Source organism: Planctopirus sp. SH287, assembly GCF_056500625.1.
In genome coordinates this window covers 5134601-5159667 of the sequence record NZ_CM151403.1, presented here as the reverse complement: position 1 = coordinate 5159667, position 25067 = coordinate 5134601, and the positions used below count along the sequence as shown (strand labels likewise).

Here is a 25067-nt window from a genome sequence, read left to right as displayed (position 1 = left end):
AATGCCCAGCATCGCCACAGGCAATCCGCTCCCCCTCATCCGGCCTGCGGCCACCTTCTCCCTCGAAGGGAGAAGGATTTGGGCGTTTTCGGACAGCCTCTGAAACCAGCAGGCTTATCCCGGCAAGCTTACACGCTGATCGAACTCATGATTGTGATTGTGATTCTCGGCATCGTCGCAACCGTCGGGGTGACTGCGGTTGGTTCGTGGGGTCAGCAGATGCTGCCGGTCGCGGGAAGACGATTAGCCGCTGACTTGCGCCTGGCCCGGCAACTTGCCATCGAACAAAACACCACTTATGAGGTACAGTTTGACCTGACAGCGCAGACCTACGCGATTGTCCACACAGGAACAGCCATTGTTCCGCCATTGATCAATCCTTTGGCACCACCGGGGAGCCAGTCTTCGGGTTATGTGGTGCCGATGTCAGGTTTCCATACTCAATCTTCGCGCCAGTCAGGTGTCAGGATTCTGTCCGTCCGCATCCCTTCAGAAAACCGGAATGTAACGAATGTTCCGTTTGGGCCGGCCGGAGGCACGGGGCCTGTCCGAAGTGCCGATACTGAGATCACGCTCGGACACGGAGAAGGTTCGCGAATCGTGAACCTCAAACTGACAATATCGTGGATTACGGGACAGGTTTGGCTGGAGTGACGAGGTCTTGGCCCCATGTGGAACGGTCGTTCTTCGCAAGTCTCGATGGTTGGACTGCAAATGCGGCCAGGATCGCTGCGCGCCGTTCAATTCGATCGCTCGGGGAATGTCAGGGCCAATGTCGAAGAACTGGCGGTGGCCTTCTCAGCGAGCGACTCGCGCGACGATGAACGAATGATTTCCGGCATTCTTCGCCGCTGGTGGAGAAGCGGCGCGTTTCGCGGACGCCGTGTCGTATTGGCTGTCCCCTCGCACGAACTGTGGGTGCATAACGTCCGACTGCCGCAAGTGCCGTTTGAAGAGTTGCAACAGGTGGCACGATTCGAGGCCGAAGAACGGTTGCCTTATCCTCTCGACGAAGCCGAACTCCGGCTGATTCTCGCCGGTGATGTGAAGCAGGATGGTGCTACTCGTCATGAAGTGATCCTGATGGCATGCCGCAAGCAGGCGATCGAACAGCAGATTCGCATCTGTGAAACGGCAGGATTAATCCCGCATGCGATTGATACCGAGGCCACTGCACTTTTGCGGCTGCAACAGACCATCGATTCCGATGAATCACGAGCGGTCTTTCTCCACCTGGGAGAGCAGCTTTCCACCGTGCTGTTTGCCGACAACGATCGCATTCTTTTTTTTAAGTATATCCTGGTCGGCGTCAACCAGTTTGATCGCGCCATTGCCAACGAACTGGAATTGTCTGAGCTGGAAGCACGGCAACTGCGCTGCTCGGTCAGTCGGGCCGACGAACTTGATGCGGATGATGATGTTCATCGTTCTGTCATTGAAGCCATTCGTCCGCTTTTGGAGACAGTGACCAATGAAGTGGAAATGTGCTTGCGATACTGCAAAGTCACCTTCCGTGGTAAGCCAGCGGGGCAGTTGTGGCTGAGCGGAGTCAATGTTTCGATGTGGTTGGCGGACTATCTGGCGGAACGCTTCGGACTTCCTGTCACCCTTTGCCGTGAAAATGGTGATTCCAGCTCCAGCAATGATGTTTCAGGGGCAGGGAAAACGCTGGGGCCTCTGCGGCGTTTTGAGTCTAAGGGACGCCGCTTGCCCTCTACCCGGAGAGAATCCGCCAACGGGGAATGGATCATTGCACAGGGGTTGGCCCTGCGAGACTTTTCGTTGGCTGGTTCGGCGGCAATGCTCAGAAATTTCTCGATCGAAAGACCTCAGGACACTACTGCCGCGATGGCCATGAATTCCTCAGAACAATCTGCAGGAGATGCCCATGAACGGCATTGATTTCCTGCCGATGGGATATCATGAGGCCCGCGAAAAAAAACAGCGGGCACGCTGGCATGTCGCCGTTTCCGCCATATTTGCATTGCTGGTTGTTGTGGGAACCGTGGGGCAATGGTCGGCAATTTCTCGTGAACGAATCCGGTTAAGCCATCTGCATGCCACTGTTCGTCATGCGGAAGCCACGGTTCCTCCCATTGCACCTCTTCAGCAGGAACTCAACCGTTTGATCGAAGCGGAGCGCGTCCAGAAAGTGCTGGCTTCGGATCTGTCGATTGCCACACTGATCCATGAAATCAGCCTGCTGCGTCCAGAAGGCGTTCACCTTTTGGAATGGCATCTGCGACCCATGACGAATGCGTCAAACACATCGCGAAATGGAATCGGTCGGTCAGATCAGAAAGGGGCCGACCGCGGAAAGATGATTCAAGAGTCATCTGCGGGAGAACTGCTGAAAGCAGCCCTGGGTGAACTGACCGATCGACAAACGACCGTTGAAATCACAGGTTTGGCGGCAGACCATCTCGAGATCTCTGATTACTTGCACCGGCTGGGGGAATCACCCCATTTTCTGACCGCGCAGTTGGGGCTTAGTACGACCGAGGTGAAACATGATCTGGAATTCCAGAAGTTCACCATCCAATTGCAGGTGCGGCCTCTTGGAGAATTTCCTTCAGGAGAAATTCCTTCAGCCGTCATTCCCGCAGCGCCACCTGTCGGCAAAGCGAGCCTGGCGCCTTCGAGTCGCGCACAACCATCACCCAAGCCTATGACTGTTCCCAAGCCAATCACTGTTGATGAACATGAAATTGCCCGAGACATCCCCCCTCATCGGACAGCCGAGCAGCGCAGCGCTCGCCAAGGGGTGCAGAAATGAACGATTCTCGTACGTTTGAACTGATGCGCACCGGTGGTGTGCTGATGACTTTAACGCTGGCTTATCTCTTTTTTGTGCATCGGCCCGGTGTCAATGAATTACGCAAGATCGACGCCCAGATCGCGATGGCGAATCAGGAACTCCAGCAGATCCCCGTGCGATTGGCCGAGGCTGAACACTTGCGGGAACAAATCGAAACGTATCGAGAATCCTTCAGTCAACGCCCCACGCCACAAGTGTTGACGACCCGCCTGCTCAAGGCCATCGCTCAAGCAGCGAAGACTCATCAGCTCACCATTGGGCGCATGGAACCTCTGGAAATCCGCGAGCACTCCACCCATCAAGTGGCTTCCATTCGGGTGCAAGTCTCGGGAACCTTCGCTCAATGGAGCCAGCTACTGGATCAACTGGAGCAGATGCCAGAAGAGGTGGAAGTGTTTGAATGCCATCTCGCCACAGAAGGATCAGACTCTTCTTCGCGGATGCGTGTGGGTGTTCGCCCCTCATCCGCTTCACGGCCTGGCGTTCGTCTGCCCCCATCTGTCACCAATGCCACCCAAAATGAAACGGGTGGATATTCCGGGGAAAGTGGCCAGCCAGTGAAGAGTACGGGAATCAGTGCCAGTGAACTCTCACAAGGGAAGACCGAAACAGAAAGCATCCCGGCAGGAAGTTCATTCTCAGGGACACCACCGATCCTGACCGGCGAAATTCATCTGGGATGCCGTTTGTTGCCTCATCGTTTACTGCCCCATCATGATGCTGTAACCAGCCTCGCAAAACCGTGATCGACCCCGCGTCTGTTTTCGTCATTCGGTTCTGGCGGCGAGATACCAGATTCTTTGAACGATCAGTGGCGTTTCTGGTGGCGTTTGTCGCAGTGATTTGTTCCGATGGGTTCAGGAGAGCGACCCTCTTTTTCCCGCCCGATGAACAAACCTCATTGACGAAAGCAGCCCGTATGCCCGCAGCTCGAATTTTCCCCCTGATCACAGCCTCTGCCATCGCTCTGGCCGCCTGGGCCATGCCCATGACCAACGCGGCGGAAATCGTTCGCGAAACCTTCGATGATACCGGCTTTGAGTCAATCTTTGATGGAAAAACGCTGGATGGCTGGCATGTCAGCACCAAGACAGGCCACAGCCGGGCCAGCAAGAATACCACCGGCGGAAAATGGGTTGTTGAAGATGGCATGATTGTCGGTTCACAGGATATTCCCGCTAACGGCGGCATTGTCATCACCGACAAGAAGTACGGCGACTTTGAAGTCGTCCTGAAAATGAAAAATGACTATGGCCCCGACAGCGGCCTCTTCCTCCGCAGTACCGAAGAAGGGAAAGCCTGGCAGTATATGATCGACTACCACAACGGCGGCAACGTTGCTGGCATTTATGGCGAAGGTCTGGGCGGTAAGCCTCACTTGCGAAACTATGACTTCCTGGACGCTGTCACGAAGATCAAAACCAAGGACGCTCCCGTTCCTGCACCGGTTTCTGCTGAACAATGGCCCGAGTTCTGGAAGCACGGCGAGTGGAACGAACTCCGCGCCCGCATTGAAGGCAACCCACCCACCATCACCACCTGGATCAACGGCGTGAAGTTCATGAAGTGGACTGAGACCGAACTCCGCCACCCCGATGAAGGCGGCATCGCCCTGCAAGTCCACGGCGGCGGCAACTTCGTCGATCAGCATGTTCGCTACAAGGATATTAAGGTCAAAGTCCTCAAGAAGTAACTTTGAAAAAGGTGCGGGGGGCGTCAGCCCCCTTATCTTCTGCAACTCCCGGGACGGATGAAGTCCCGCAGGGTACGGCAGTCGTAGGTCGGACGATGCCTGACTCTCGTTTAGATTGTGTTGTGCAGTGCACAGCTTGCGATCAATGCGAGTGCATTAAACGTGTTTTCTGCGATTCAGGCTTCTCTGGACAGAATGAGATTATGGGATTTGATTGCAATCCGGAGAGAGGGTTAATCTTTCGCATTACGCACATCGCGAATGTACCGTGGATTTTGCAGCATGAGGGGATGGACTGCCGGAACTCGCACTTGCAGAATCCGAGTTTTGTGAGAATTGGGAACACCGAGCTTATCGACAAACGCGCACATCGCCCCGTTCCGATAGCCCCCGGCGGCATGTTGAACGATTACGTCCCATTCTATTTCACGCCATTTTCCATCATGATGTACCAGATTCACACCGGATTTGGCGGGATTCAACGGAGGGAAAATCATGACATCGTGATCTTCGTCTCCTCTGTCCATCGACTCGTCGCGCAAAACGTCCCTTTCGTGTTTACAAACCAGCATGCCTATTCAGTCGACACAGATTTTTTCGATTCCGTCGAACGTCTGGATCGCATCGATTGGCCATTGCTTCAGAAAAAGAATTTTCAACGCGACCAGAACGATCCAGGCAAGACGCTCAGATATCAGGCAGAGACGTTGGTTCACCGACGAGTGCCGCTCTTGGCATTCCATGGGATCGGTTGTTTCAATCAAGCCGTCAAAGACGAATTGGACAGACAGCTTGCCTCAACTAACGCACAAATCGATGTCAAAGTGACTTCAAACTGGTATTATTGATTCATGCAATTCAAAACCGGCAATCTCCTGGAAGCGGATGTCGAAGCCCTCGTCAACACGGTGAATACCGTAGGCGTGATGGGCAAGGGGATTGCGCTGATGTTCAAAGAGCGATTTCCTGAGAACTATCGGGAGTACGCTGCCGCATGCAAAACAGCGAAAGTTCGTGTCGGAGAAATGTTTGCTACTCCCGGCGTCGAATTCGGCGGCCCAAAATGGATCATCAATTTTCCGACAAAAGAACATTGGCGGCAACCGACAAAGCTGGAATGGATCGATTCCGGACTGTCAGCGTTAAAACAGTTCCTGATCCAAAAGCGAATTCGATCGATCGCGATTCCACCGCTCGGTTGTGGGAACGGTGGGCTGGACTGGAACATTGTCAGACCCATGATCGAAAAAAAACTTGGCGATCTAAACGATGTGGACATTCTCGTCTTCGAGCCCACTGCCCGTTACCAAAATGTCGCCAAAAAGTTCGGCGTGGAAAAGCTCACACCGGCTCGGGCGATTGTGGCCGAGATGATCCGCCGCTATCTGATTCTCGGCATGGAATGTACGCTACTGGAAGCTCAAAAGCTGGCGTGGTTTCTGGAACGAGTCATTCAGAAGCGAGGTATTGAGAACCCGCTTGATCTGAGATTCGAGGCGAACCGCTACGGCCCTTATGCTGAACGGTTGAAGCATTTGCTGAATGGTCTCGACGGTAGCTATCTTCATTGCGATAAACGGCTGGCAGACGCGACGGCCTTCGAGACAATTTGGTTCGTCGACGCCATGAAGAGCAATGTGGATTTCTATCTGAAAAGTCGACACACCAAACCATATCAGGCAGTCATTGAAGCGACCGACGAACTGATCGATGGCTTCCAGTCGCCGCTAGGAATGGAGGCCTTAGCTACGGTCGATTGGCTCATTTCCCGTGAAGGTGTCCCGCCGACGCTTTCGGACATTCGTTACGGAATTCAAAACTGGCGCGCCGGTAAAATTCACGCCGAGCGCAAGAATCGTATCTTTAGCGATCGACTTCTGGAACTGGCTATAACTCGTCTGGTCGAAGCTGAATTGGCTTAGAGGCAGACAAAAATCAAACTCATAAGCACCCGGCGATCGGCATGAGATTTGCGCCAGGTGCCATACTTGCGGCTCTGAGCAGAGCGTGCTTTACGCATCTCTCAATACGCCGTTGATTTTTGCGAAGCGTATGAAATCGCTGCTTGACACCCCGTGGTCTGTTGCCCGATAGACAGAGTCCACAGGCAAACACGACGGCATTGTCAAATGCTTAAAAGCGAGGTTGAACAGGTCGTCAAGTCCGACATCGGAGGATGTGACGACTCATGAAACCCCAGCATAAAGCCGTAACATGGCACCAGGAGTTTGTCCGAGAATACACCCTCTCCCGCTTGCGAGAGGGGTGGGGGTGAGGTAATCGATGAATCACAAGTGTTGCCAGTGGCAACGCGCCCCCCCTCATCCGGCCTGCGGCCACCTTCTCCCTCAGGGAGAAGGATTTGAGAGTTTTCGGACAGGCGCACTAGACCATCGCCATTACTCGGTGCTTGGGGGGTGGGGAGACTTTACGTGTGTAGTCTTCTAAAGCTGCGGAAGCCGCATCGGGAGCCATCAGGCCCGCCCGGACGATGGCACCGACCAAGGCGCGAGGATCTTCCTGTTGGATGGCCAGGACATAGACTGTCTCGGTGGCCGTCATCAACCCCAGTCGGACAGCGACCGAACAGAAGCGGTCACCCGTGACTTCCTGATGTTTCAGAATACTGTGAAGTTCAGCAATATCCAGGAAGCCCATGCGAACAGCCAATTCACCACACTGAAGATGCGGTGTCTGGCTATCCAGCAGAATTCGTGAAATCGAAGGAATATCGACCAGTCGCTGCTGCACCAGCCAACGACTGAATCGCGTCTGCGTGATCAACTGCTGAAGCTGACGATCCCGCTCGTCCATCACATGACGCATAATCGTCTGGTTGCGCCCGGCCCGCTTCGCTTCATAGAGACATTCATCGGCGACAGCGATCAATCGTTCGCCAATCCCGGTTTCGCCACGTCGTGGGATGGCAATCGCAGACCCCACACTGACCGTCACTTTCAATGCGGTCGAACCAAAACGGAAGGATTCCTTTTCGACATTTTCGCGAATGCGTTCTGCCAGTCTCTCAACCCCTTTTTCGGAAGGCTGACTGACAAGAACGACAAATTCTTCTCCACCGAAGCGGGCCAGTGTATCGGCCACGCGAACGGTTTCAGTAAAGATCTGCGAGATTCGCTTAAGAACCTGGTCTCCGAACTGGTGACCATAAGTGTCGTTGATCGTTTTGAAGTGATCCACATCGATAAAAATGATGGCCAGCGGCTGAGCCGTCCGGACGCAGCGATGAACTTCCCGCATGAGAACTTCATCGAAGAATTTCCGATTGTGGGCACCGGTCAAAGGATCGTGCATCGCCTGCTGCTGAAGCTCGCGATTGCGGCTTTCCAGTTCCCGTTTTTCCTGCTCAGCCACATGCTGCCGGATGGAAGCCTGCGTACTGGCGACATGCTCGCGAAGAGCCAGTTGAACGAGCTGCTCATTGGCCTGGATCATCAGATCGGCCGAGCTTTGTAATTGCGAGAAACTGACGTTGAACAACTCACCCGCCTGATGGCAGCGTTCTTCCACCGTCTTCAGGAAGACGACAAGGTCATCTTCGGTCATCGACAGACAATTGGTGCCGATTTCCCGCAGAGAATGAAGGGCCAGTCCTTTATTTGCCGAACAGAAGTAATCGGCTGAAGCAGCACTCATCGCCATGGCGGTCAGCAGAAGAGATTCGGGAGAAGCTCCCAGCGCCAAGACCTTTTCTAAAGGAGCATGATGGAATGCAGCGGCATGCACAATCGCTTCAGGAAGCTTCCATAAGGTCATCATCTGCTGACCAATTTGCACATGGGAGAAGCCAAGGACACGATCTTCTATTTGAGCAAGCGAGTCGCCGGGAAGTTTGGCTTCTTCAAGCACCGGCATGTATTCGTTGGGAATGGTTTTCAGCATGGCCAGGCGGCCAAGTTCAAGCAGCAGGCCAGTCAGGAAGTATTCACCGCGCTGGGCGGGTTCAAAACGCTGGCCAATCAGTTCGGCAGTGGCAGCTTGAACAACCGAGTGAACCCAGAAGTTCTTATAATGTTCCGCTCGCATTCCCGACTGAAGTGATTCGTCGGTGAGAGAAAAACTGAGAGCGAGCGATGTGGCAACCGTGGTTCCCAGAATGGAAACAGCCCGATCCATGGCCTTCACTTCAGTGCGGACGCCAAAATAGCTGGCATTGGCAGCTTTGACCAGCTTGGCAGAGATCGCAGGGTCAAGCTTGATGGTTTCAACGACGTCCCGAATTTCGGATTCGGGATCGCGGACAATTTCCAGCAATCGGACAGCCACTGTCGGAAGTGTGGGGAGTTGAGCAGAGTTCCAGATACGTTCAATAGGGATCATGGGGCTAACCTGTACGATTTCAAGAAACGGAAACTCAGGCAATCAAAAGCGATTGATTGGCAGAGACCGCAAGCATCAGAAAAAACTGTGCAAAACCACTGTTGCATTTAGCAGAGTTGCATTAAGCAAAGCTGCATCAGGCAAAGTTGAAAGTGTCGATCGGGGATCAGTCGCGGCTATGAACTGAAACCTTTGTCACGCATGGTCACACGTGGCATCCCACCCAGCGCTCCAGCTTTTCTCTTAAGCCATCCGGAGTGAACGGTTTGACGAGATAGTCGGAAACACCGGCTTGAATCGCGAGAACCACCCGGGCACGTTCGGCTTCCGTGGTGATCATGACGACGGGAACGGTGGTGTTTCGTTTGCGTATTTCTTTCAACAGCGACAGGCCATCCATGTTTGGCATGTTCCAGTCACTGAGAACAATGTCGAATGTTCCCGCTTCAAAAGCAGTCAGGGCCTGCACGCCATCTTCAGCTTCGACAATATCATTGACATTGAGTTTATTAAGGCATCGCTTCTGGATTGTCCGCATTGTGCCGGAATCATCGACAAGCAAAACTTTCATCGGTATGTCCTTACAGTCGACAGACAAAGATTGCAGAGGAAGCGGATTTGGCAAGTTTGTAGATCAGGGCACAGGATAGTCTTCACACTGGTTCGTCTTCACCAGGTGATGGCAACCTGTGATTTCAATTGACTGGTAAACTGGTAAAGCCCACTTCTATTGTGAAAGGGCCAAGATCAGAATCGAAGGAAAGAACCATAGGCACAACATTCGATGGAAAGTGAACGGTGTGATCGGTTCCGGAAACCACATTAGGGATGCTGATCGAGAGGGAGTATCTCGCCAGTTGCGCCTTGGCATGACCTGCGATCATGTTGGTCACTTCACCAACAGCATCACAGACATCGGCGTCGACACAGTGAGTTTTCGTTCCGATCAGACGTCTCAGAATTTCAATGGATGTTTCTGCGGAGAGGTTGAGCACCAAGGTGCCAGCCGCCTGGCCTGATAAACCGATCACGGCGCTGACGCCATAGCTGGTCACCGCTTCGGCACGAAGAGTCAGACCTGTTCTTGTCGCATTGGCACCCAACATCTTTGAAAAGACGGTTCGGGTTGCGGAAATCACAGGATTGACATACTCGGCCGTCATGCGGGACGTTGCAGAAGCAACGACGGTTGCTGTCATTTTTTAAGCTCCTTGGCCAGCCCGTGAACGTCAAAAGGGATGCTCAGTCACCAAACAACCCTAGTCCACAAATGCAGGGATGCTGCGAAAAAGCAACAAGCAGCCGTGTTTTTTGGAGAATGCGGGAAATTCCCGACATCAGCTCTTGCTACAATGGCTGACCAAACCTGCCTTACGAATTTCTCAACGCGCCGTTGATTTCTGCAAAGCGTATGAAATCGCTGCTTGACACCCCGTAGCCTGTTGCCCGATCGACGGAGGCCACAGGCAAACACGACGGCATTGTCATATGCTTAAAAGCGAGGTTGAACAGGTCGTCAAGTCTGACATCGGAGAACGTGACGACGCATGAAACCTTAAGATAAAGGTGTGACACGGCACGACGCCGCAACCATTAACTTCCAGGGCTGACAGCTGACCTCCAGAAAACCGGGAACGGTTCAAAGATCATGATGAGACCTGTTGCCCGCCTGTTCGCTTACCTCTGGGCTTCGCCTAACTCTTTTATGGGGCTGCTGTTAGGAGCTATTCTCGGGGGCCGCCACAGCGAATGGCAGCTGGTGGATGGTGTACTGGAAATCAGTGGGCCTCAATTGTCGCAGTGGCTGGATCGTCCCTGGGGCGCTCTTTCAAGCATCACGGCCATCACTTTTGGCCATGTTGTTCTGGCACAGTCCCGAATCGCGCACGAGGTCACTCGCGATCACGAGCGTGTGCATGTCCGGCAGTATGAACGCTGGGGGCCGGCGTTTCTCCCCGCTTACCTCGGAGCCAGCTTTTACCTCTGGCTCCGAGGCCGCGATTGCTATCGGGGAAATCCCTTTGAGAAAGAAGCGTATGGAGAGTAAGACGATTGGCGTTTGAAGCCGGGGATAAAGCTTTTGGAAAAGTAGAGTATGAAACAGGCTCTTTTCACTTCAGAAGTTTATTCCCATTGAGGCTTCCGGGCAGTCGCCTACCTTCAAACACTCATCTTCAAACCACCCAATACAACTACGCCATCTCGCTGCGCACAGTTTCCAGCAGTTTCTTGGTGGCCTTGATGCCATCAGCTTCTGAGAGCTTGCTGCCTTCGTATTCAATGCCGACATAGCCCTTGTAACCGAAGCTGGAGACGATTTTCATCATCTTACGGTAGTCGGTGTGTGTCTCGTTGCCGGCTTCGTCAAAGTCGTGAGACTTGGCACTGACAGCCTTGGCGAACGGCATCAGTTCTTCGACCCCTTTATAACGGTCGTACATTTCGTCCTTGGAAACCCGGAAGTTGCCAAAGTCGGGCAAGGTCCCGCAGCGAGGGTGATCAACCTTCTTCATCACGCTGGCTAACCAGGCACCGTTGGAAGAGAGTCCACCGTGGTTCTCGACAATGACGTTGATATCGAGCGTAGCGGCAAACTCGGTCAATCGACGTAGGCCATCGGCAGCGCGGGCCAGTTGCTCGTCATAACTGCCGCTGCTCTGAGCATTCACGCGGATGGAGTGGCAGCCCAGATATTTGGCAGCGGTCACCCACTTGTAATGATTTTCGATGGCCTTGGTGCGTTTTGCATCGTCGGCATCGCCGAGTGCCCCTTCGCCATCACACATGATCAGAACGCTTTTCACGCCATGGTCATCGGCCCGCTTCTTCAGGTCAGCCAGAAACGCCTGATCTTCGGCTTTTCCTTTATAGAACTGGTTGACGTACTCAATCGCGTTAATCCCAAACTCTTCTTTGGCAATTTTTGCGAAGTCCATGGGATCGGCCTTCTTATCAAAGAATGCCTTATGCAGCGACCACTGAGCCAGCGAAATCTCAAAGGGATTTGAAGCCGCTGCCGCTCGAACTGCTGTCAGGGGAGCCAGCGCCAGGCCGGCCATGGCTAGACCCGAAACCCGCAACATCTCGCGACGCGACCAACCGGCATTTACCAAACTCATTGTTGTCCCTTTTTGTTCGATGATCATCACTCCTCTTGAGGCAACAGGAGTGTCGCTTCAAAGAAGAAATTTCTGGATGGTGAATGGATCTCTCCATGGCCCAGAGCCACACCATGAAACCCCACGCATCAACGGCTGTCGATAATAACACCACCGCCGGGCAGCGTCGAATGTTCATTTGCGTGGATCGCGTCTGCTGCTCCAGCAACAGTTCTTCATTTGGCGAATTCCGGCGTTGTCATTTCAAGTACGAGAGTCTCCTCTTGAGGGGCTGTTTTTCGGCCCTGCTTCGTCCTTGCAGATTTGATGATGATCCTTCCGCCAGCCGCCGTGAAGGCCCGAAAGAGTTGGTCAAGGGAAACATCAGCTGCTGCCTGTTCGATCCTGCTGGTCAAGCATGGCACACAGAGCGCTATTTCAAATTGAAAAGCGGATAACGCAAAAAGGCCACCATCAAAAGATGGCGGCCTTTTTGCAGAAAGTGACGGTCAGAGAGTTTCGTTACCGTCTTGTTTTTTGTTCATCAGTAGAGAACAAATGGCGGGGGCAGGATTTGAACCTACGACCTCGAGGTTATGAGCCTCGCGAGCTACCGGGCTGCTCCACCCCGCGTCAATTCGCAGAATCACCTGCGACAGTTGGAGTGTATCGGCATGTCGGCGTCTCGACAAGGAAACAGGCTCTCTTTCTAAAAATCTTCGCCCTCACACCATCAGAACTTCACCAAGCCTGCCTGCAAAGCCGCGATAACTGGCAAATCCCACAAGCCCCACGGGCGATGCCTGTTACTTTTCATCAGGAATCAAGGTTTCGGACAAATCGACCAGACGTCCTTTTGTGGCGCTGCGTGCGACCGCCTCGGTGAACTTCATATAGTCCAAGCCAGCAGCAAAGCTGGTGCGACGCACGGGTTCTTCTCCGCGAATTGCGCCGATAAATTCAGCCTCAACTCGCCATTTGCCAAGACGTTCCGGCGGAACAGCCAGTTCTGTCAGTGGTTGACCACAACGGCCAGCCCAGATTCGTTCGGTAGCACCAAATTCCACACGAATCGTTCCCGTACTGCCGTAAAGATGAATCTGCTTCGGGGGTGCATGCAGGGCAAGGCCTGAAAAATGGTAAACGCCACGGGCATTGTCTCCCAATTCGGAAAGGACATGCACCAGTTCGGGTGTGGTGACCGGCAGGTTGAGATCCGAGTTGGGATCAGGCCGGGTGGCTTCAAAAATCTGAGTTTGAGCGAACACCCGCGTGGTTGGCGGGCACCATCGCATGGCTGTTTCATGGAGGATGCCCATGGTCAGCGCGTTAAGGCCGCTATGCGAGGCATCCTGCCGCCAGTGCAGATTCCGGGAATAATCATAGAATTGATCATCAAGGCCAATGACCACCAGTTGGCGTAAATCGCCAATATAACTGCAACGATGAAGGTGGTCGATTTCCGCATCGACCTGAAGGCCAAACGGGCTGGGAACCAGCATGGCAGTCAGATCGGGATGGGCTTGACTGGCAGCGAGCATCGCCTGGGCTTCGGCCACATTTCTCGCCATACGGGCTTCGCACAGCACATGCTTTCCCGCTTGCAGGGCGGCACAACTGATTTCCGCATGCGTATCGGGCCATGTGCCAATGCAGACCGCATCAATGTCTGGATCAGCGATCAGATCCTGCCATTTGTCGTAGATTTTGGGGATCGCGTGCTGTGTCGCCACTTTTTGAGCAGAGGCGATTGTCCGGTTGGAAACAGCGGCCAGCGAAACGCCAGGAATCTCGCGAAAGCCAGGGATGTGACGGGCCAGCGTGTTGGCTCCCGCTCCAATAAAACCAAGACGAACAGATTGAGCGGTCATGGGCAATACTTCCTCAATGATGATGCTCCAGGAGAGAGCCGGGACACGGCGATCGTGAAGCTTCAAATCTGATGTGACATAGTAAGCAATGGGGGGCGGGCAGGCGAATGAACCTGCGAACGAGTTCACCCATCGGTCAGAACTGTGTCGTCGTTGCCCTGATTGTGCCCACTTGCTGGTTGCCACGAATGCGGAAAACTCAGCCAGAATTGCCGGTGCTTGAGATCGGGCGGCAGTTTTTGCTGCCCGCTGATTCCCATTGGCTGAAAGATTTGTGAGATTCGGTTCGGAGGACAGATGCGCGTCAAAATTCCTCTGGGCAGGGATTTTCCCAGGTGTTAAAACTCTTCATGTAAAACACTCGTTTGGAAATGCTGACCTCCATAAGCATTCTGGCATCAAAGCCTCACCCCTTCTTTCTCGCTGATTTTCTCGATCAATTTCTCTGTTTTGCCCATCAACATTTTGCCCATCAACGCCCCTTCCGCTCACGACTGACGCCCCTTCTCATCAGCCTTTCCTTTTATTCCTGAGCAGGATGAACCTGGTTGGCACTCCTTGCCAGCACCAGTTGGGTTCTTACCTCTCCTTTTCAACAGTGAAGACCGCATAATGCCGAACTTTTGGCCGTTAATGCGATTCGTGAATGAATCCGGTAAACAGCATCTATCCCTCCTTTGGTCACCACTGGCCAGAGGAATGATGTGTGCCGCGTTCCTTCAATTGTCTTTCGTGCCCCCCTGCGCCCAGGCACAAGGGCCAGGCGACATGGATTTCGCCCGACTGTCGACTCCCAGCGGCTCCGACAGTGGTGAGTATCACACACTCCCCACAATGCACCTGCAGTTTGATCCAGCACAGACGCCCCAAGATTCCAGTGCTGGAACGCAAAATCGGAGACCGTCCCGCAACTCGGGTCAGGTCTCGCCAGTCGCTTTTCAGCAGGAGAGTTTATTGTCAGAGGTTCCGAAAGGGGTCGATTTTGATTACTCCACAGGTGAAACCTCAATCAGCGGTACAAATTCTTCCCCGAGTTCACCTCAAGAGAGTGCCCTGGATGACGCCATGGGGAGCGGCCCGTTAGGTGTCTCTTCCGGAAATCCGTTTGCTGTCGAAGAAGCACCAGTGATCTGGGATCAGGCGGAACCCTGGGCGATGCACCTGCTTCCTGAAGGGCTGCTTTATAAGTCGTATATTGCCGGTGAGAAAGAACCCCGCCTTTCCACCGCATTTTTGTATCCCCGTCGAGGAGAGATCCTCTGGGATTCGGTTCTGGGAGGCCGCGTTGGCTTGTTGCGATACGGCACAGCTCGTGGCATCGATCCTGAAGGCTGGCAATGGGATGTCGAAGGGGGGGCTTTCTTGCGGATGCAACCGCAAACTGAACGTGATGTCATGGCGACCGATTACCGCATCGGCACCCCCCTCACCTATCGCGAAGGCCCATTCCAGTGGAAGCTTGGCTATTACCACATCAGCAGTCATCTGGGAGATGAATTCCTGCTGAAGCACCCTGGCTATGATCGTCTTAACTATAGCCGGGATTGTTTTGTGATGGGTTTTGGATACTTCCCCATCCCGGAGATCCGTACCTATTTTGAATTCGGCTATGCGTTCTATACCACTGGCGGCGCCCAGCCCTGGGAGACGCAGTTTGGTATCGAATACAATCCGGTTGGCCCGACAGGTTTCCGGGGTGCACCTTATGCCGCCTGCAACGTTCACCTGATGGAGGAATACAACTGGGGAGGGAGTGTCAACATGCTGGTCGGCTGGCAATGGCGCGGCGATACCAGCGATCACACCTTCCGGGCCGGCTTCCAATATTATAATGGAGCAGACAACCAGTTCTCGTTCTTTGGAAACAACACCCAGTTGACGGGCTTCGGGATTCGCTACGACTATTAAAAGCTGATGATGAAATCGATCGGGCCTGCTCCAAAACTCTTGAAGATTCGCCAGTTTTCCACAGCCACATGTTCGCGCAATTTTAGCAGGATCACTTCCGAGCGATGTCGTTTTCGCTTCTTTCACGATATTCAAATGATCCTCGCCTACTGAAGACTTTAGGTCTTCTCATGCCACCTGGAACTGATTTTGGTGAGCTAGGCGTGGCGCTATGGCGGGTATTCGCGAAACCTTTGACACAGTCTTTGACTCGTTTTCTGGTTAGATTTCCGCGTTCTTACGGCTATTTGACATCACGCAGCCTGCCATCAGGATGGCCTCCAACAAGAGAGACTGAAAGAAGACGTGTCGGCTGAGGTTATTCAGTCATTCCGAATGACGGGTGCCAAAACAGTTCTGGCCAATTCCTCCCAGAACCCCGTTATTCCCACTGAATGGGTCGATCATGTCTCTGATGCTGGTTTTCCATGTTGTGATCAGTCTGGTGGCTATTGTTGCGGGTTTTGCCGTCGCTTATGGCTTTCTGAAGAACCTGCCGAGCCATGGCTGGAACGCCGTGTTCCTCGCGACCACAATAGCAACAAGTGCATCTGGCTTTCTTTTGCCTGCCGACCGATTTCTGCCATCTCATGCCTTCGGGATCATTTCACTGCTGGTGCTGGGGATCGCCGTCGTGGCTCGATACTTCAAGCAGGAAGCTGGCCGTTGGCGGACTGCGTATGTCGTCACCGCGCTCCTGGCCTTTTATCTCAACATGTTTGTGCTGGTTGTGCAGATGTTTCTCAAACTGCCACTGCTGAAAGCACTCGCTCCCACACAATCAGAGCCTCCCTTTGCAATCGCCCAACTGATGTTACTGATCGCGTTTCTTGTCTTGGGCACACTCTCTGTTACTGGCCCGAAAAAGCGATGGGCTTGAGTGGCTTTGCGAGTAATCGAAGGTCACTCAGCAGGTCAATTTGCTCCGAATTTAATCAACCACAGTTGATTAAAAGTCAATAAAATGCCTTAATGGTGGATTTCTCGCGAGTTCTTCACGAATTCTCAAAAGAGTTGCCCTAACTTCCCAAAAGATGACGGCGGCTTATTTTTCATTGAAATTCAGATCACTTGGAGAAATCTCCCATGACCACTCAGCACCAGCCCACCCCGAACCAGTCTTCTCATTGGAATCGTCGCGAGTTTTTGAGCGCCGCGGCAGGAACGGCGGTGGTGACGGGAGCGACGCTCACCAGCGATCTTTCTGCGCTGGCAGCAGCCGATAAAAAGCCGGCAGCACCACTTCGTGAAATCATTGGGCCGGTGTTAGGGCATGTTGATCATGAAACGGCTCACTTGTTTTGTCGTGTTCCGGGCGAAGTGAAAGTGAACATGGTTCTCCGTGGGCCAAATGGGAAAGTGGTGAGTCGCCAGACCGCCACCCCATTGGCTGACAACGATTTCTGCGTCCCCTTTGCCATCAAGGATCTCGTTCCCGGCCAGTCGTATCGCGGTCAGTTAACGACAGCCGGCGGCAAGAATCTCTTCAGTGCCGAGAACAACAACGGCCAGTTTCATTTCAAAACGCCGCTGGCCCCTGAGGCACCAGCGACTGTCACGCTGGGGATGGGTTCGTGTGTTTCCAGTACGGACTTTGATGCGCTGTGGAGCCAGATTGCCTCTCAACAGGTTGATGGATTCTGCCTGTTGGGCGATACGCCTTACATTGACAGCAACGATCTCGCCAAGAACCGGACAGCTCGCAAACGATTCTGGGGAACACTGCCAACTCTTCGCGCGATGGCGACTCAGATTCCCTTCTGGAATACCTGGGATGACCATGATTTCGGAAAGAACGATTCCGATGGTCTGATGCCAAAGAAAGAAGATATTCGCAAAGCGTTTATCGAGTACAACGCCCTGGCCAGCTATGGGGAAAGCGATAACGGGATCTATACCAGCTTCCGCCGGGGGCCGGTCGAGGTCTGGTTGCTCGATGACCGCTGGTTCTCACAGACAGGCCCTTCCTGGGCAGATCCTAACCAGAAGACCTGCCTGGGCGAAGCCCAATGGAAATGGTTTCAGGAGACGTTAAAAGCCTCCACGGCTCCTTTCAAAATTCTCTGCACAGGCATGGTCTGGTATCCCAAGGGGAACAAGGAAAAAGATCACTGGGAGACATACTCTGCCGAACGGGAAGCGTTGTTCGCCTGGATCAAAGAGAAGCAGATCACAGGGGTGATGCTGGTTTCCGGTGACATTCATGTCAGCCGTCATCATGTCTATGGCGAAGAACGTGTGGGCTATCCGCTCCATGAGTGCGTCGTGTCACCAATGCACGCTTCGGTCATTCCTGCGCTGGATGTCAAACATTCGGCCCGCGTCTGGAGCAAGCCCGAGCCAAACGTTTTCATGAAACTGGTCGCCACGAACACCAGCGACAATCCCAAGTTGACCGCCACCTGGATCAACATGAAAGGGGAAGTGCTTCACCAATTTGAGATGGGCGTTTAACCGTGACTTTATCGTGAGCAGAAGAACGGCCAGCGCCTTCTGCTCACGATGTCATACAGAGCGAGATTTCAAATGGGAATGCGTATCACTTCCTGGCCTGACATTTCCCCAGGGCCACCAGTGCATAGGCGGTCGCCAGGTTGGGATCGCCTTCCATCCACCGGCTGGAACGATCATTGATCCAGCTGCCATTGGCTTTCTGAAGAGATATCAATTGACCAGCCAATTCCTTCCGCCAGTCGTGATTCTTTCCCTGGGAGTCGGCGAAGCGATCTTGGCCGTAAGCATCCATCGCTTTCGCAAATAGATAGTAGTAATAATATAGCCCACCTGCTCCCAGGCCAGGATTTTCCTCTAGTGTATAGTTTTTCTCTATCCAGTTGAGAGCGGCTTTGACACGCGGGTCATCTTGTTTCACCCCGGCATAGAGCATGCTTTTGAATCCCGCGTAGGTCATGCTGCCGTACGACCGCAGACCTCCTTCATCGGTCTTTCCTGCGGGGGAAACTCCGGGGCCGTTGGGGTTGTAATAGAATCCACCATCATTCACTTTGGCGGCTTGTGGTGTGGTGTTGAATTCGGATTCCAGATTCTGGCAACGTGAGAGGAAGATCAACGCTTTCTGCACTGCGGGGTCTTGTTCGGTTGCTCCTGTTGCCTTTAACGCATCGAGGAAAAACGCGGTGTTGGAGAGATCAGGTCGCCCGCCGCCCGCTTTATAGCCTGCCCCGCCATACGCCACATCTGATTTTTCCGTATCAGTGGCTTCGTCCATCTGCACGCCACGTATGTACTTTTCGGCTTTCTTGAGAACCTCAGTATATTTTCCATCGGCATTACCAGCAGCCAATGCCAGAATGGAAACCGACGTTTCATAGCCGGCGTGTGGACTCCCTGGAGCCGCGATCTCTCCCGAGGGTTGGGCATAGGACGCGATTCGCTCAAGCCCTTTTGCCACCACGGGATCAGACACCGGTACACCCGCATCAATCAGGCTATAGACAACAAGAGCCGTAATTCCGGATGTTCGTGGTGTCGTCCAGCTACCATCTTTCATCTGGGACGTCTTGAGATATTCAATCGCTTTCTCACGACTCTGTGCCCATGATTCCGCTGTGGTCTCAGCAGCGAGAACTGCGACCACTGGAGACGGGGTCATCAAGGAAGGCCAGGCGGCTCCGTTCAGAAGCAATGCCCCACCAGCCACACATCGATAAAGCCATTTCATCTGCATGCCAGGTTCCTCATGTCATGGTTAGGGTTTTATCCTGCCCGCGCCGAGAAATGAGTGTTCTTCACTTCTTTATGCCGCGAGGCAGAACGTCTCTCTGTTCACCGAGCACGGTATCACCAAGACACTCAAGGTACCGTTAATCGGCTCAATACCTGCCAGATTTCATGGCCCGATCATCAAGATTTCAGGCTAAAACCCTTTGATTTGTCGTATCGTGTGAGCAGTCGTAACAAGGCGCGACAAGATGTTGCGCCGCGCGGCAATAGAATGGGCTTCGTGGCTGATCTCATCGGGCCAATCAGGTCTCGATTGTCACATTCGTAAAGCCATGAGGCTTCAATTGCTCGCGCACCTGCCGCAGGATCTCGGTGCGAGGAGGGGACAATTCCGAGGTGCTGAGAACCAGTTGGCATGTCAGAACATGCTGCTCACTATCGAGCGTCCAGGCATGCAGATTCTCAACCGACTGAACCCCCTTGATCGAGAGAATGAGCGTTTCAAGCTCACTGAGGCGGGTTCCTTCCGGCACGGCTTGCAGGAAAACTTCTGCGACTCGAAACATATTCCGGATCACGTTCCACATCACGAACAACGCCAAACCGATGGCCAGCAGCGGGTCAATGATCGGTAAATTCCAGACCGACATGATCGCTCCGCCCAGCAGCACGGCGGCCCAACCGAGCGTGTCTTCCCACAAGTGCCAGCTTGCGACCTGTTCGTTTAACGACATTCCCCCATGCAACCGCCAGGCAGCGTAGCCGTTGAAGGCCAATCCCAGCAGGGCAATGAGAATCACCTTTGAAGCTTCCACCGGCTGCGGAGTCCACAACCGATCCAGCGATTCACCCGCCACAAACATCAGGCCAACAATCAAGACCACTCCCGTGATGAATGCACCTAAAGGGGACAGCCGGCCCATGCCATAGCTATACCGGGCATTGCGCGGGCGACGAGAGATGATCTGAAGCCCCCAGGCCAGCGCCAGCGACAGACAATCACCCAGGTCATGAATGGCATCCGTCGTGATCGCAATGCTGTTCGTCCAGTATCCCCCCGCGAACTCGATCAGCGTGAAAAAGAAATTCAACCCGAACGCAATCCCCAGGTTCATGCCCGCAGCATGTCCATGCCCCGCGCCATGATGATGAGCATGTCCGTGATGAGAGGGTAATTGGTAGCCATTTGTCCCTGCATCAGGGGAGGTATCGTGGTCATGGTCGTGATCATGCTGATGAAGCGGGCCTGTGGCCGAACAGGTGTCTGATGGCGGCGTGGTCGGGTCGCACATGAAGGCCTTTTCTCTCGAAGTATTTCACCGCTGAGACACAATAACGCGAATGACGGGGTACTGCTGGTGGAATCATCCTGGCTCGCCCTCATCCCAGCCTTCTCCCGTCAGAACGGGAGAAGGAGTAAGTCCCTCTCCCGCGTCTTCGTGGGAGAGGGTGGCACGCAGTGCCGGGTGAGGGTCTTTCCAATTGATGTTATCAACATAGTAACTTGCCTGGGTCACGGTCAGCGGGCATATAGACTGATCGCTGTTTGAACTACAGCTCGCCCTCATCCCAGCCTTCTCCCGTCAGAACGGGAGAAGGAGTAAGTCCCTCTCCCGCGTCTTCGTAAAAACGGGTGGTCTGGAGTCTCCCACGAATGGTGGTGCTGGCGATAACCGTTAATCGATCAGCACAGCCCAACCGAGTCGTTGGTCGGTCTTCCAGGGGTCGCCTCCGCCGTTTTTGCCTTCGGCTTTAGGTTGGAAGTCGTCAACATATTCAATCTGATCGATTTGCTTGGCTTTGAGGAGCGAATTGAGCAGTCCGTCGCGTTCTGCATCAATATCAGGACTGATGTGGTGCGTAATCTCTTCCGTCGTATGACTGAGACCAACGCGTTCATCGAATGTGACCGAACCGATCCAGAAGGGCCGATGCTGATCGTCGAGTTGCTCACACTTCCAGAGGCGCACATGGTGTCGTTGGCGGGCACTTTTTCCTACTGGCAGTTCAAAAGCCAGATCCTGCTTGCGGTCAAACAGATACAGGCTGCTGACTGGGGCGTCGGCATCGGGACGATCAAGAATCGTGCTTTCTGCAATGCCGACACTCGATCGAAGGTCGATTTTTTCCGCTTGTGTCCAACCGATGGCCTGAAATGCCTTGATCACCTGCTCTTCACTTCCCACAAGGCCAAAATCCAGCGGGTCGCCGGGAATCCCCAGTTTGGTGTGTGTCAGAGTGGGGGCGTTTTCTAAAGCCGGATGTCGCTTCTCAAACCGCCACCAGCCCATGGGAAGCACGACATAAGCAATGGCCAGATATCCCACCAGCCAGCAAACGATTCCATAACGTAAGAGGGTCAGCCCGCTGAGACTTTTTTTGTGGACAGTCCCATGGCTGGAGTGCTCAGCCGAATTGCCTGAAACATGCTTGGTCATCGTTCGCCCCTGGGTTCATTTGCCTGCCATCTGGGCGATCATCCTAATGCCGTGTCACGGCTTTGTCTTCAGTTTGATGTCGCCGCAACGTCCTCCGTTGTCGGACTTAACAACTGAAGAGACCCGAATTTTATCCTTTGACAATGTACTAAGCATTCCATTCCGTCGTGCGATACCGTTCCCGAGCCAGCTTTGCCGTTAAATCATAGGGAGGAACAAAATGTTCATCGGCCACGGCCTGCCACGCCGCAGCTATGGCTTCGGTCAGTTGTTCTCGGGTGGCTGGTACATTCATCACAAACTGATCGTGAGGCCGGCCTGCCCGGTAGTCTGGTTGCCGGCTTGGCTGATTGAGATATCGGCTGATCAAAGGGAGATCAAAGTCATAGAGGATTGACCCATGATGCAAAATGGCATTTCGGGAATACTTCTGAGCATTGCCAGAAAATTTTTGTTCCCCAACGACGAGATCGCTGGTGCCTTTGATTTGGACATCGCCCAGAAATGGCCGGAGTTCTTTGACGATTCGGCCCAGCAACTGACAGGTAGTCGCTGGCACCCCCAACTTGGTGATCACTTCAGTGACTGGCACCACCACAGTAAACATCAGACAGCCCGGCCCGGCGACAACGGTTCCCCCCCCTGAACATCTGCGAAAGATCTCGACTCCCGCGTCCGCACACGCGGCTTCGTTGACTTCTTTCTCTCGCGAGTTTGACCTGCCGAGAATCACGGCATGCTTACGCATCTCCCAGAAACGCAAGCAGGCCGCTTCCGGTTCCTCGTTGACGGTCAGCAGCAAGGCTTCATCAAACGCCAGATTATCTGGCGCGGTTGGTAGTGAAAAATCGATCCGATCGACCTCACTTGGCCAAAGATCCAGCAGACGTGTGCAAATATCCTCAGCCATGCGGCAGGTCTTCCCTCAGAGTGATGTCGATCTCACAAAAGAGATTACCCCGCGATGAACTCATTGCCCACCTTGCGTGCCCGTTGAGGCTTGTCGACGTTCAAGCCTCAAACGATTAATCAATGATGGTAGAATTAAGATGACTGTTCTCATGAGCCGGCGTCATCTCTTCCGATGCCGCATCCACCAACCGAACTTCCACTTTCATTCCTATCGCGGTCGCCATGTCGGCTAATGTCCGTAGAGTCAGATTGCGCTCACCCGACAACAATTGAGAAATTCGACCAGGCGTTTTCTTAAGACGTTTTGCCAATTCGGCCTGGTTAATGTGCTTTGATTCCATTTCCGACAAAACAGAGTGAGCGATATCGGCCAGAAGTTCTTCCTGATGAAGCAACCGGCGTCCTTCTTCACTGCCGAGAATATTGGCAATCCAATCGGCCATGAAATCCTCCTCGTGATTAATCACTTTAAAGCATGCTGTTGAATCCGTTGTCATTTTCGACAACGGAGGATGTCACTGGGCAAGCCTCTTCAAAACGAAGCAGCAAAATGGCATCAGCCATCCGATCTCTCCAGATCAGCTTTCCGACGAAAATACTCTGTTTGAATTCGGATGGCGGTATCGAAATCAGCTTCTCGCCATCGCCCGTTTTTCTGCATGCCATGAGTGCAAATCCAAATGGATTCATCGAGGAAGCAGGGAATTCGTCGTTGGTCGTACAACCGGAAAGTCCAAATCGAAGACTTTTCGTACTTAAAATCGGGACTCCGAAACCCTTCTTCACCATAGATACAAACACGTCGGGCGAGGGCGATAAATTTCGCCTGATCACCAAGGGGTGATACCGCCAGAAAATCATCAGTCCGACAGCGGCCACGCCGATCAATATAACCCGCCACCTGTCGAATCGGCTTTAAGGCACGATCATCCTCAACAAGAAAGAAATGCAATAATTCTTCCATTGAGGCACCTGAAGTTTACTCTTAAGTAAACATGTTTGCAACGACAAAACCGGGGAATTAAGACGCGATCCCTCCAGAGTATACCGAGCATAAGACCACTTGTGGAGTGCCGTCATACTCGACATGGCAAAGTCACCCTACAGCTTACCGGCATGAACCTACTGCATTGTCAAATGCTTAAAAGTGGTTGAACAGGTAGTCAAGTCCGACATCGGAGGACGTGACTACGCATGGAACCCCAAGATAAAGCCGGACACGGCATTACCCCGCGATGAACTCATTGCCCACCTTGCGTGCCCGTTGGGGCTTGTCAACGTTCACGCCCAGGGCCATGCCGATTTCGACCAGCAGGTTCCACCCGGCGCAAAGTTCCACAAAGCCAGCGAGGCTCCCTCCATCGGGAATCTGGATGTTGGGGAACATCGTTTCACGCGGCGAGATCGTCACCACCGTCAGTCCCACACCCTTCACCAGCACATCGTGGAACTTCTGCTCCGACTCGGCATAAGGATTGATCCAGACCACCACATCGTCGGCCTGCATAATTTCTTCAATGCCATGGACGGCATAAGTCCCTTCGAGAAAATCGCTCCGTTTGCGGGTGATCTCATTTGTCTTGAGTGTCAGTTCCTCGGCCACCCCATCGTTACGGCCAGCAAAATAAATCGTGCTGGCTTTGGCCAGCTTATCGACGATTTCGCGGTCGATGGATTGTGTCAGCACGGTCTGCACCTGATCGGCCAGTGTTTCCAATTGTCCTTTGAGCTGGGATTCGCCAGCGATGGATTCCACCATGGCCCGCACAACCAACGCCTGCTCAATCACGCTCTTGGTGGCAGCGACTGCTCCCTCTTTACCACATTGAAGAACATGGCCTCGTTTGGCCAAGGCTTCCAGTGGCGATTCGGCCATGGCGGTCAGGCTGTAGAGAGCGGGATGACCACCCCCTTTTAACTGTGTGAACAGGCGAATCACTTCGGCCGTCTTACCACTATTGGAAGCCGCCAGCACGGCCCAGTCTTTCAACGCATAGTCCTGCGACTGGCGGCCCGCTTCGGTGTGCAGCATCAGAGGCCACCCCTGCTGACGCGAGTGCATGATAGCGTTCTTGCCCGGAAAGAGTCGGCTTGATCCTTCACCCGTCAGCAGCAACCGGCCCACCGTTCGGACTTCATTCGCCGTGAGATTTACGACTGAAGGATCAAAATTTCGGATAACACCCGGCACAGCCAGCATATCAGCGACAAGACCAAACCCGGCGTATGGTGCACGATCAGCGAACATAGAAACGGCCTATCAAGTAG

The 25067-nt window shown here is 53.5% G+C and carries 25 protein-coding genes and 1 tRNA gene; 12 read left to right on the top strand and 14 right to left on the bottom strand.

What is annotated here, in order from left to right; translation table 11 throughout:
• Positions 1 to 78 precede the first annotated feature (78 nt).
• The 7 genes from SH287x_RS19205 (at position 79) to darG (ending at position 6433) form a co-directional block, all read left to right on the top strand.
• Positions 79 to 654 (top strand): pilus assembly FimT family protein, encoded by a 576-nt coding sequence (locus tag SH287x_RS19205; RefSeq protein WP_479516010.1) that lies wholly within the window; start codon positions 79 to 81, stop codon positions 652 to 654.
• Positions 655 to 669: 15 nt separating this feature from the next.
• Positions 670 to 1902 carry a pilus assembly protein PilM gene (gene pilM, locus SH287x_RS19200; RefSeq protein WP_479516009.1) on the top strand — a complete coding sequence of 411 codons (1233 nt, stop codon included), beginning with the start codon at positions 670 to 672 and terminating at the stop codon, positions 1900 to 1902.
• Positions 1889 to 2776, top strand: coding sequence for a PilN domain-containing protein (locus SH287x_RS19195; RefSeq protein WP_479516008.1), 888 nt, complete (start codon positions 1889 to 1891; stop codon positions 2774 to 2776). Before pilM ends, SH287x_RS19195 begins: the two co-directional genes overlap by 14 nt.
• On the top strand, positions 2773 to 3564 hold the full coding sequence (locus SH287x_RS19190) for a type 4a pilus biogenesis protein PilO (RefSeq protein ID WP_479516007.1): 792 nt from the start codon (positions 2773 to 2775) through the stop codon (positions 3562 to 3564). The genes SH287x_RS19195 and SH287x_RS19190 overlap by 4 nt, the downstream gene beginning before the upstream one ends.
• 173 nt (positions 3565 to 3737) lie before the next feature.
• Positions 3738 to 4511, top strand: a complete 774-nt coding sequence (locus SH287x_RS19185; RefSeq protein WP_479516006.1) for a 3-keto-disaccharide hydrolase — start codon at positions 3738 to 3740, stop codon at positions 4509 to 4511.
• 95 nt (positions 4512 to 4606) lie between these two features.
• Entirely contained in the window at positions 4607 to 5359 is a 753-nt protein-coding gene (darT, locus tag SH287x_RS19180; RefSeq protein ID WP_479516005.1) for a type II toxin-antitoxin system toxin DNA ADP-ribosyl transferase DarT, read from the top strand.
• A gap of 3 nt (positions 5360 to 5362) precedes the next feature.
• Positions 5363 to 6433, top strand: coding sequence for a type II toxin-antitoxin system antitoxin DNA ADP-ribosyl glycohydrolase DarG (gene darG, locus SH287x_RS19175; protein WP_479516003.1), 1071 nt, complete (start codon positions 5363 to 5365; stop codon positions 6431 to 6433).
• Positions 6434 to 6896: 463 nt separating this feature from the next.
• Here the strand turns inward: darG and SH287x_RS19170 are convergent, their stop codons facing one another.
• The 3 genes from SH287x_RS19170 to SH287x_RS19160 all read right to left on the bottom strand — a co-directional run bounded on the left by SH287x_RS19170 (position 6897) and on the right by SH287x_RS19160 (position 10048).
• On the bottom strand, positions 6897 to 8849 hold the full coding sequence (locus SH287x_RS19170) for a sensor domain-containing diguanylate cyclase (RefSeq protein WP_479516001.1): 1953 nt from the start codon (positions 8847 to 8849) through the stop codon (positions 6897 to 6899).
• A 205-nt stretch (positions 8850 to 9054) separates the two neighbouring features.
• Entirely contained in the window at positions 9055 to 9420 is a 366-nt protein-coding gene (locus SH287x_RS19165; RefSeq protein ID WP_479516000.1) for a response regulator, read from the bottom strand.
• A gap of 124 nt (positions 9421 to 9544) precedes the next feature.
• Complete coding sequence (locus SH287x_RS19160) at positions 9545 to 10048, bottom strand: chemotaxis protein CheX (protein ID WP_479515999.1); 504 nt, start codon at positions 10046 to 10048, stop codon at positions 9545 to 9547.
• A 449-nt stretch (positions 10049 to 10497) separates the two neighbouring features.
• On the opposite strand from SH287x_RS19160, the gene SH287x_RS19155 reads away from it, so the two are divergent.
• Entirely contained in the window at positions 10498 to 10896 is a 399-nt protein-coding gene (locus SH287x_RS19155) for a hypothetical protein (protein ID WP_479515998.1), read from the top strand.
• Positions 10897 to 11041: 145 nt separating this feature from the next.
• Here the strand turns inward: SH287x_RS19155 and SH287x_RS19150 are convergent, their stop codons facing one another.
• Entirely contained in the window at positions 11042 to 11968 is a 927-nt protein-coding gene (locus SH287x_RS19150; protein WP_479515997.1) for a sugar phosphate isomerase/epimerase family protein, read from the bottom strand.
• A gap of 95 nt (positions 11969 to 12063) precedes the next feature.
• On the opposite strand from SH287x_RS19150, the gene SH287x_RS19145 reads away from it, so the two are divergent.
• Positions 12064 to 12405 carry a hypothetical protein gene (locus SH287x_RS19145; RefSeq protein ID WP_479515995.1) on the top strand — a complete coding sequence of 114 codons (342 nt, stop codon included), beginning with the start codon at positions 12064 to 12066 and terminating at the stop codon, positions 12403 to 12405.
• Positions 12406 to 12506: 101 nt separating this feature from the next.
• Here SH287x_RS19145 and SH287x_RS19140 read toward each other — a convergent pair.
• Positions 12507 to 12580, bottom strand: a tRNA-Met gene (locus SH287x_RS19140).
• 173 nt (positions 12581 to 12753) lie between these two features.
• Positions 12754 to 13818 (bottom strand): Gfo/Idh/MocA family protein, encoded by a 1065-nt coding sequence (locus SH287x_RS19135; RefSeq protein ID WP_479515994.1) that lies wholly within the window; start codon positions 13816 to 13818, stop codon positions 12754 to 12756.
• Between the two features lie 768 nt (positions 13819 to 14586).
• Here SH287x_RS19135 and SH287x_RS19130 point away from each other — a divergent pair.
• The 3 genes from SH287x_RS19130 to SH287x_RS19120 all read left to right on the top strand — a co-directional run bounded on the left by SH287x_RS19130 (position 14587) and on the right by SH287x_RS19120 (position 18219).
• The gene (locus SH287x_RS19130; RefSeq protein WP_479515993.1) at positions 14587 to 15726 is read left to right on the top strand and encodes a DUF1207 domain-containing protein; all 1140 of its coding nucleotides are present in this window, start codon (positions 14587 to 14589) and stop codon (positions 15724 to 15726) included.
• Between the two features lie 445 nt (positions 15727 to 16171).
• Positions 16172 to 16645, top strand: coding sequence for a hypothetical protein (locus tag SH287x_RS19125; protein ID WP_479515992.1), 474 nt, complete (start codon positions 16172 to 16174; stop codon positions 16643 to 16645).
• 206 nt (positions 16646 to 16851) lie between these two features.
• Positions 16852 to 18219: an alkaline phosphatase D family protein gene (locus SH287x_RS19120; protein WP_479515991.1), complete on the top strand. Its 1368-nt coding sequence runs from the start codon at positions 16852 to 16854 to the stop codon at positions 18217 to 18219.
• Positions 18220 to 18304: 85 nt separating this feature from the next.
• On the opposite strand, the gene SH287x_RS19115 is transcribed toward SH287x_RS19120, so the two are convergent.
• From SH287x_RS19115 to SH287x_RS19080, 8 genes are all read right to left on the bottom strand, one after another.
• Entirely contained in the window at positions 18305 to 19453 is a 1149-nt protein-coding gene (locus tag SH287x_RS19115) for a prenyltransferase/squalene oxidase repeat-containing protein (RefSeq protein ID WP_479515989.1), read from the bottom strand.
• A 298-nt stretch (positions 19454 to 19751) separates the two neighbouring features.
• Positions 19752 to 20741: a cation diffusion facilitator family transporter gene (locus tag SH287x_RS19110; RefSeq protein WP_479515988.1), complete on the bottom strand. Its 990-nt coding sequence runs from the start codon at positions 20739 to 20741 to the stop codon at positions 19752 to 19754.
• A gap of 72 nt (positions 20742 to 20813) precedes the next feature.
• Positions 20814 to 21017 carry a hypothetical protein gene (locus SH287x_RS19105; protein ID WP_479515987.1) on the bottom strand — a complete coding sequence of 68 codons (204 nt, stop codon included), beginning with the start codon at positions 21015 to 21017 and terminating at the stop codon, positions 20814 to 20816.
• Between the two features lie 108 nt (positions 21018 to 21125).
• The gene (locus SH287x_RS19100) at positions 21126 to 21887 is read right to left on the bottom strand and encodes an LssY C-terminal domain-containing protein (RefSeq protein WP_479515986.1); all 762 of its coding nucleotides are present in this window, start codon (positions 21885 to 21887) and stop codon (positions 21126 to 21128) included.
• A gap of 148 nt (positions 21888 to 22035) precedes the next feature.
• Positions 22036 to 22797 (bottom strand): lipoate--protein ligase family protein, encoded by a 762-nt coding sequence (locus SH287x_RS19095; protein WP_479515984.1) that lies wholly within the window; start codon positions 22795 to 22797, stop codon positions 22036 to 22038.
• 115 nt (positions 22798 to 22912) lie between these two features.
• Positions 22913 to 23242 (bottom strand): helix-turn-helix domain-containing protein, encoded by a 330-nt coding sequence (locus SH287x_RS19090; RefSeq protein ID WP_479515983.1) that lies wholly within the window; start codon positions 23240 to 23242, stop codon positions 22913 to 22915.
• 113 nt (positions 23243 to 23355) lie between these two features.
• On the bottom strand, positions 23356 to 23763 hold the full coding sequence (locus SH287x_RS19085; RefSeq protein WP_479515982.1) for a hypothetical protein: 408 nt from the start codon (positions 23761 to 23763) through the stop codon (positions 23356 to 23358).
• Positions 23764 to 24024: 261 nt separating this feature from the next.
• Positions 24025 to 25047, bottom strand: a complete 1023-nt coding sequence (locus SH287x_RS19080; protein ID WP_479515980.1) for an SIS domain-containing protein — start codon at positions 25045 to 25047, stop codon at positions 24025 to 24027.
• Between the last annotated feature and the right edge of the window lie 20 nt (positions 25048 to 25067).

Bases quoted from the DNA above. Each gene is read 5' to 3' on its own strand.
- darG (WP_479516003.1), top strand. From the start codon at position 5,363: ATGCAATTCAAAACCGGCAATCTCCTGGAAGCGGATGTCGAAGCCCTC.
- SH287x_RS19145 (WP_479515995.1), top strand. From the start codon at position 12,064: ATGGCCCAGAGCCACACCATGAAACCCCACGCATCAACGGCTGTCGAT.
- SH287x_RS19135 (WP_479515994.1), bottom strand. From the start codon at position 13,818: ATGACCGCTCAATCTGTTCGTCTTGGTTTTATTGGAGCGGGAGCCAAC.
- SH287x_RS19090 (WP_479515983.1), bottom strand. From the start codon at position 23,242: ATGGCCGATTGGATTGCCAATATTCTCGGCAGTGAAGAAGGACGCCGG.
- SH287x_RS19105 (WP_479515987.1), bottom strand. From the start codon at position 21,017: ATGAGGGCGAGCTGTAGTTCAAACAGCGATCAGTCTATATGCCCGCTG.
- SH287x_RS19165 (WP_479516000.1), bottom strand. From the start codon at position 9,420: ATGAAAGTTTTGCTTGTCGATGATTCCGGCACAATGCGGACAATCCAG.
- SH287x_RS19110 (WP_479515988.1), bottom strand. From the start codon at position 20,741: ATGTGCGACCCGACCACGCCGCCATCAGACACCTGTTCGGCCACAGGC.
- pilM (WP_479516009.1), top strand. From the start codon at position 670: ATGTGGAACGGTCGTTCTTCGCAAGTCTCGATGGTTGGACTGCAAATG.
- SH287x_RS19080 (WP_479515980.1), bottom strand. From the start codon at position 25,047: ATGTTCGCTGATCGTGCACCATACGCCGGGTTTGGTCTTGTCGCTGAT.
- SH287x_RS19190 (WP_479516007.1), top strand. From the start codon at position 2,773: ATGAACGATTCTCGTACGTTTGAACTGATGCGCACCGGTGGTGTGCTG.
- darT (WP_479516005.1), top strand. From the start codon at position 4,607: ATGCCTGACTCTCGTTTAGATTGTGTTGTGCAGTGCACAGCTTGCGAT.
- SH287x_RS19115 (WP_479515989.1), bottom strand. From the start codon at position 19,453: ATGCAGATGAAATGGCTTTATCGATGTGTGGCTGGTGGGGCATTGCTT.
- SH287x_RS19125 (WP_479515992.1), top strand. From the start codon at position 16,172: ATGTCTCTGATGCTGGTTTTCCATGTTGTGATCAGTCTGGTGGCTATT.
- SH287x_RS19160 (WP_479515999.1), bottom strand. From the start codon at position 10,048: ATGACAGCAACCGTCGTTGCTTCTGCAACGTCCCGCATGACGGCCGAG.
- SH287x_RS19195 (WP_479516008.1), top strand. From the start codon at position 1,889: ATGAACGGCATTGATTTCCTGCCGATGGGATATCATGAGGCCCGCGAA.
- SH287x_RS19155 (WP_479515998.1), top strand. From the start codon at position 10,498: ATGATGAGACCTGTTGCCCGCCTGTTCGCTTACCTCTGGGCTTCGCCT.
- SH287x_RS19095 (WP_479515984.1), bottom strand. From the start codon at position 22,797: ATGGCTGAGGATATTTGCACACGTCTGCTGGATCTTTGGCCAAGTGAG.
- SH287x_RS19150 (WP_479515997.1), bottom strand. From the start codon at position 11,968: ATGAGTTTGGTAAATGCCGGTTGGTCGCGTCGCGAGATGTTGCGGGTT.
- SH287x_RS19185 (WP_479516006.1), top strand. From the start codon at position 3,738: ATGCCCGCAGCTCGAATTTTCCCCCTGATCACAGCCTCTGCCATCGCT.
- SH287x_RS19120 (WP_479515991.1), top strand. From the start codon at position 16,852: ATGACCACTCAGCACCAGCCCACCCCGAACCAGTCTTCTCATTGGAAT.
- SH287x_RS19130 (WP_479515993.1), top strand. From the start codon at position 14,587: ATGGATTTCGCCCGACTGTCGACTCCCAGCGGCTCCGACAGTGGTGAG.
- SH287x_RS19100 (WP_479515986.1), bottom strand. From the start codon at position 21,887: ATGACCAAGCATGTTTCAGGCAATTCGGCTGAGCACTCCAGCCATGGG.
- SH287x_RS19170 (WP_479516001.1), bottom strand. From the start codon at position 8,849: ATGATCCCTATTGAACGTATCTGGAACTCTGCTCAACTCCCCACACTT.
- SH287x_RS19085 (WP_479515982.1), bottom strand. From the start codon at position 23,763: ATGGAAGAATTATTGCATTTCTTTCTTGTTGAGGATGATCGTGCCTTA.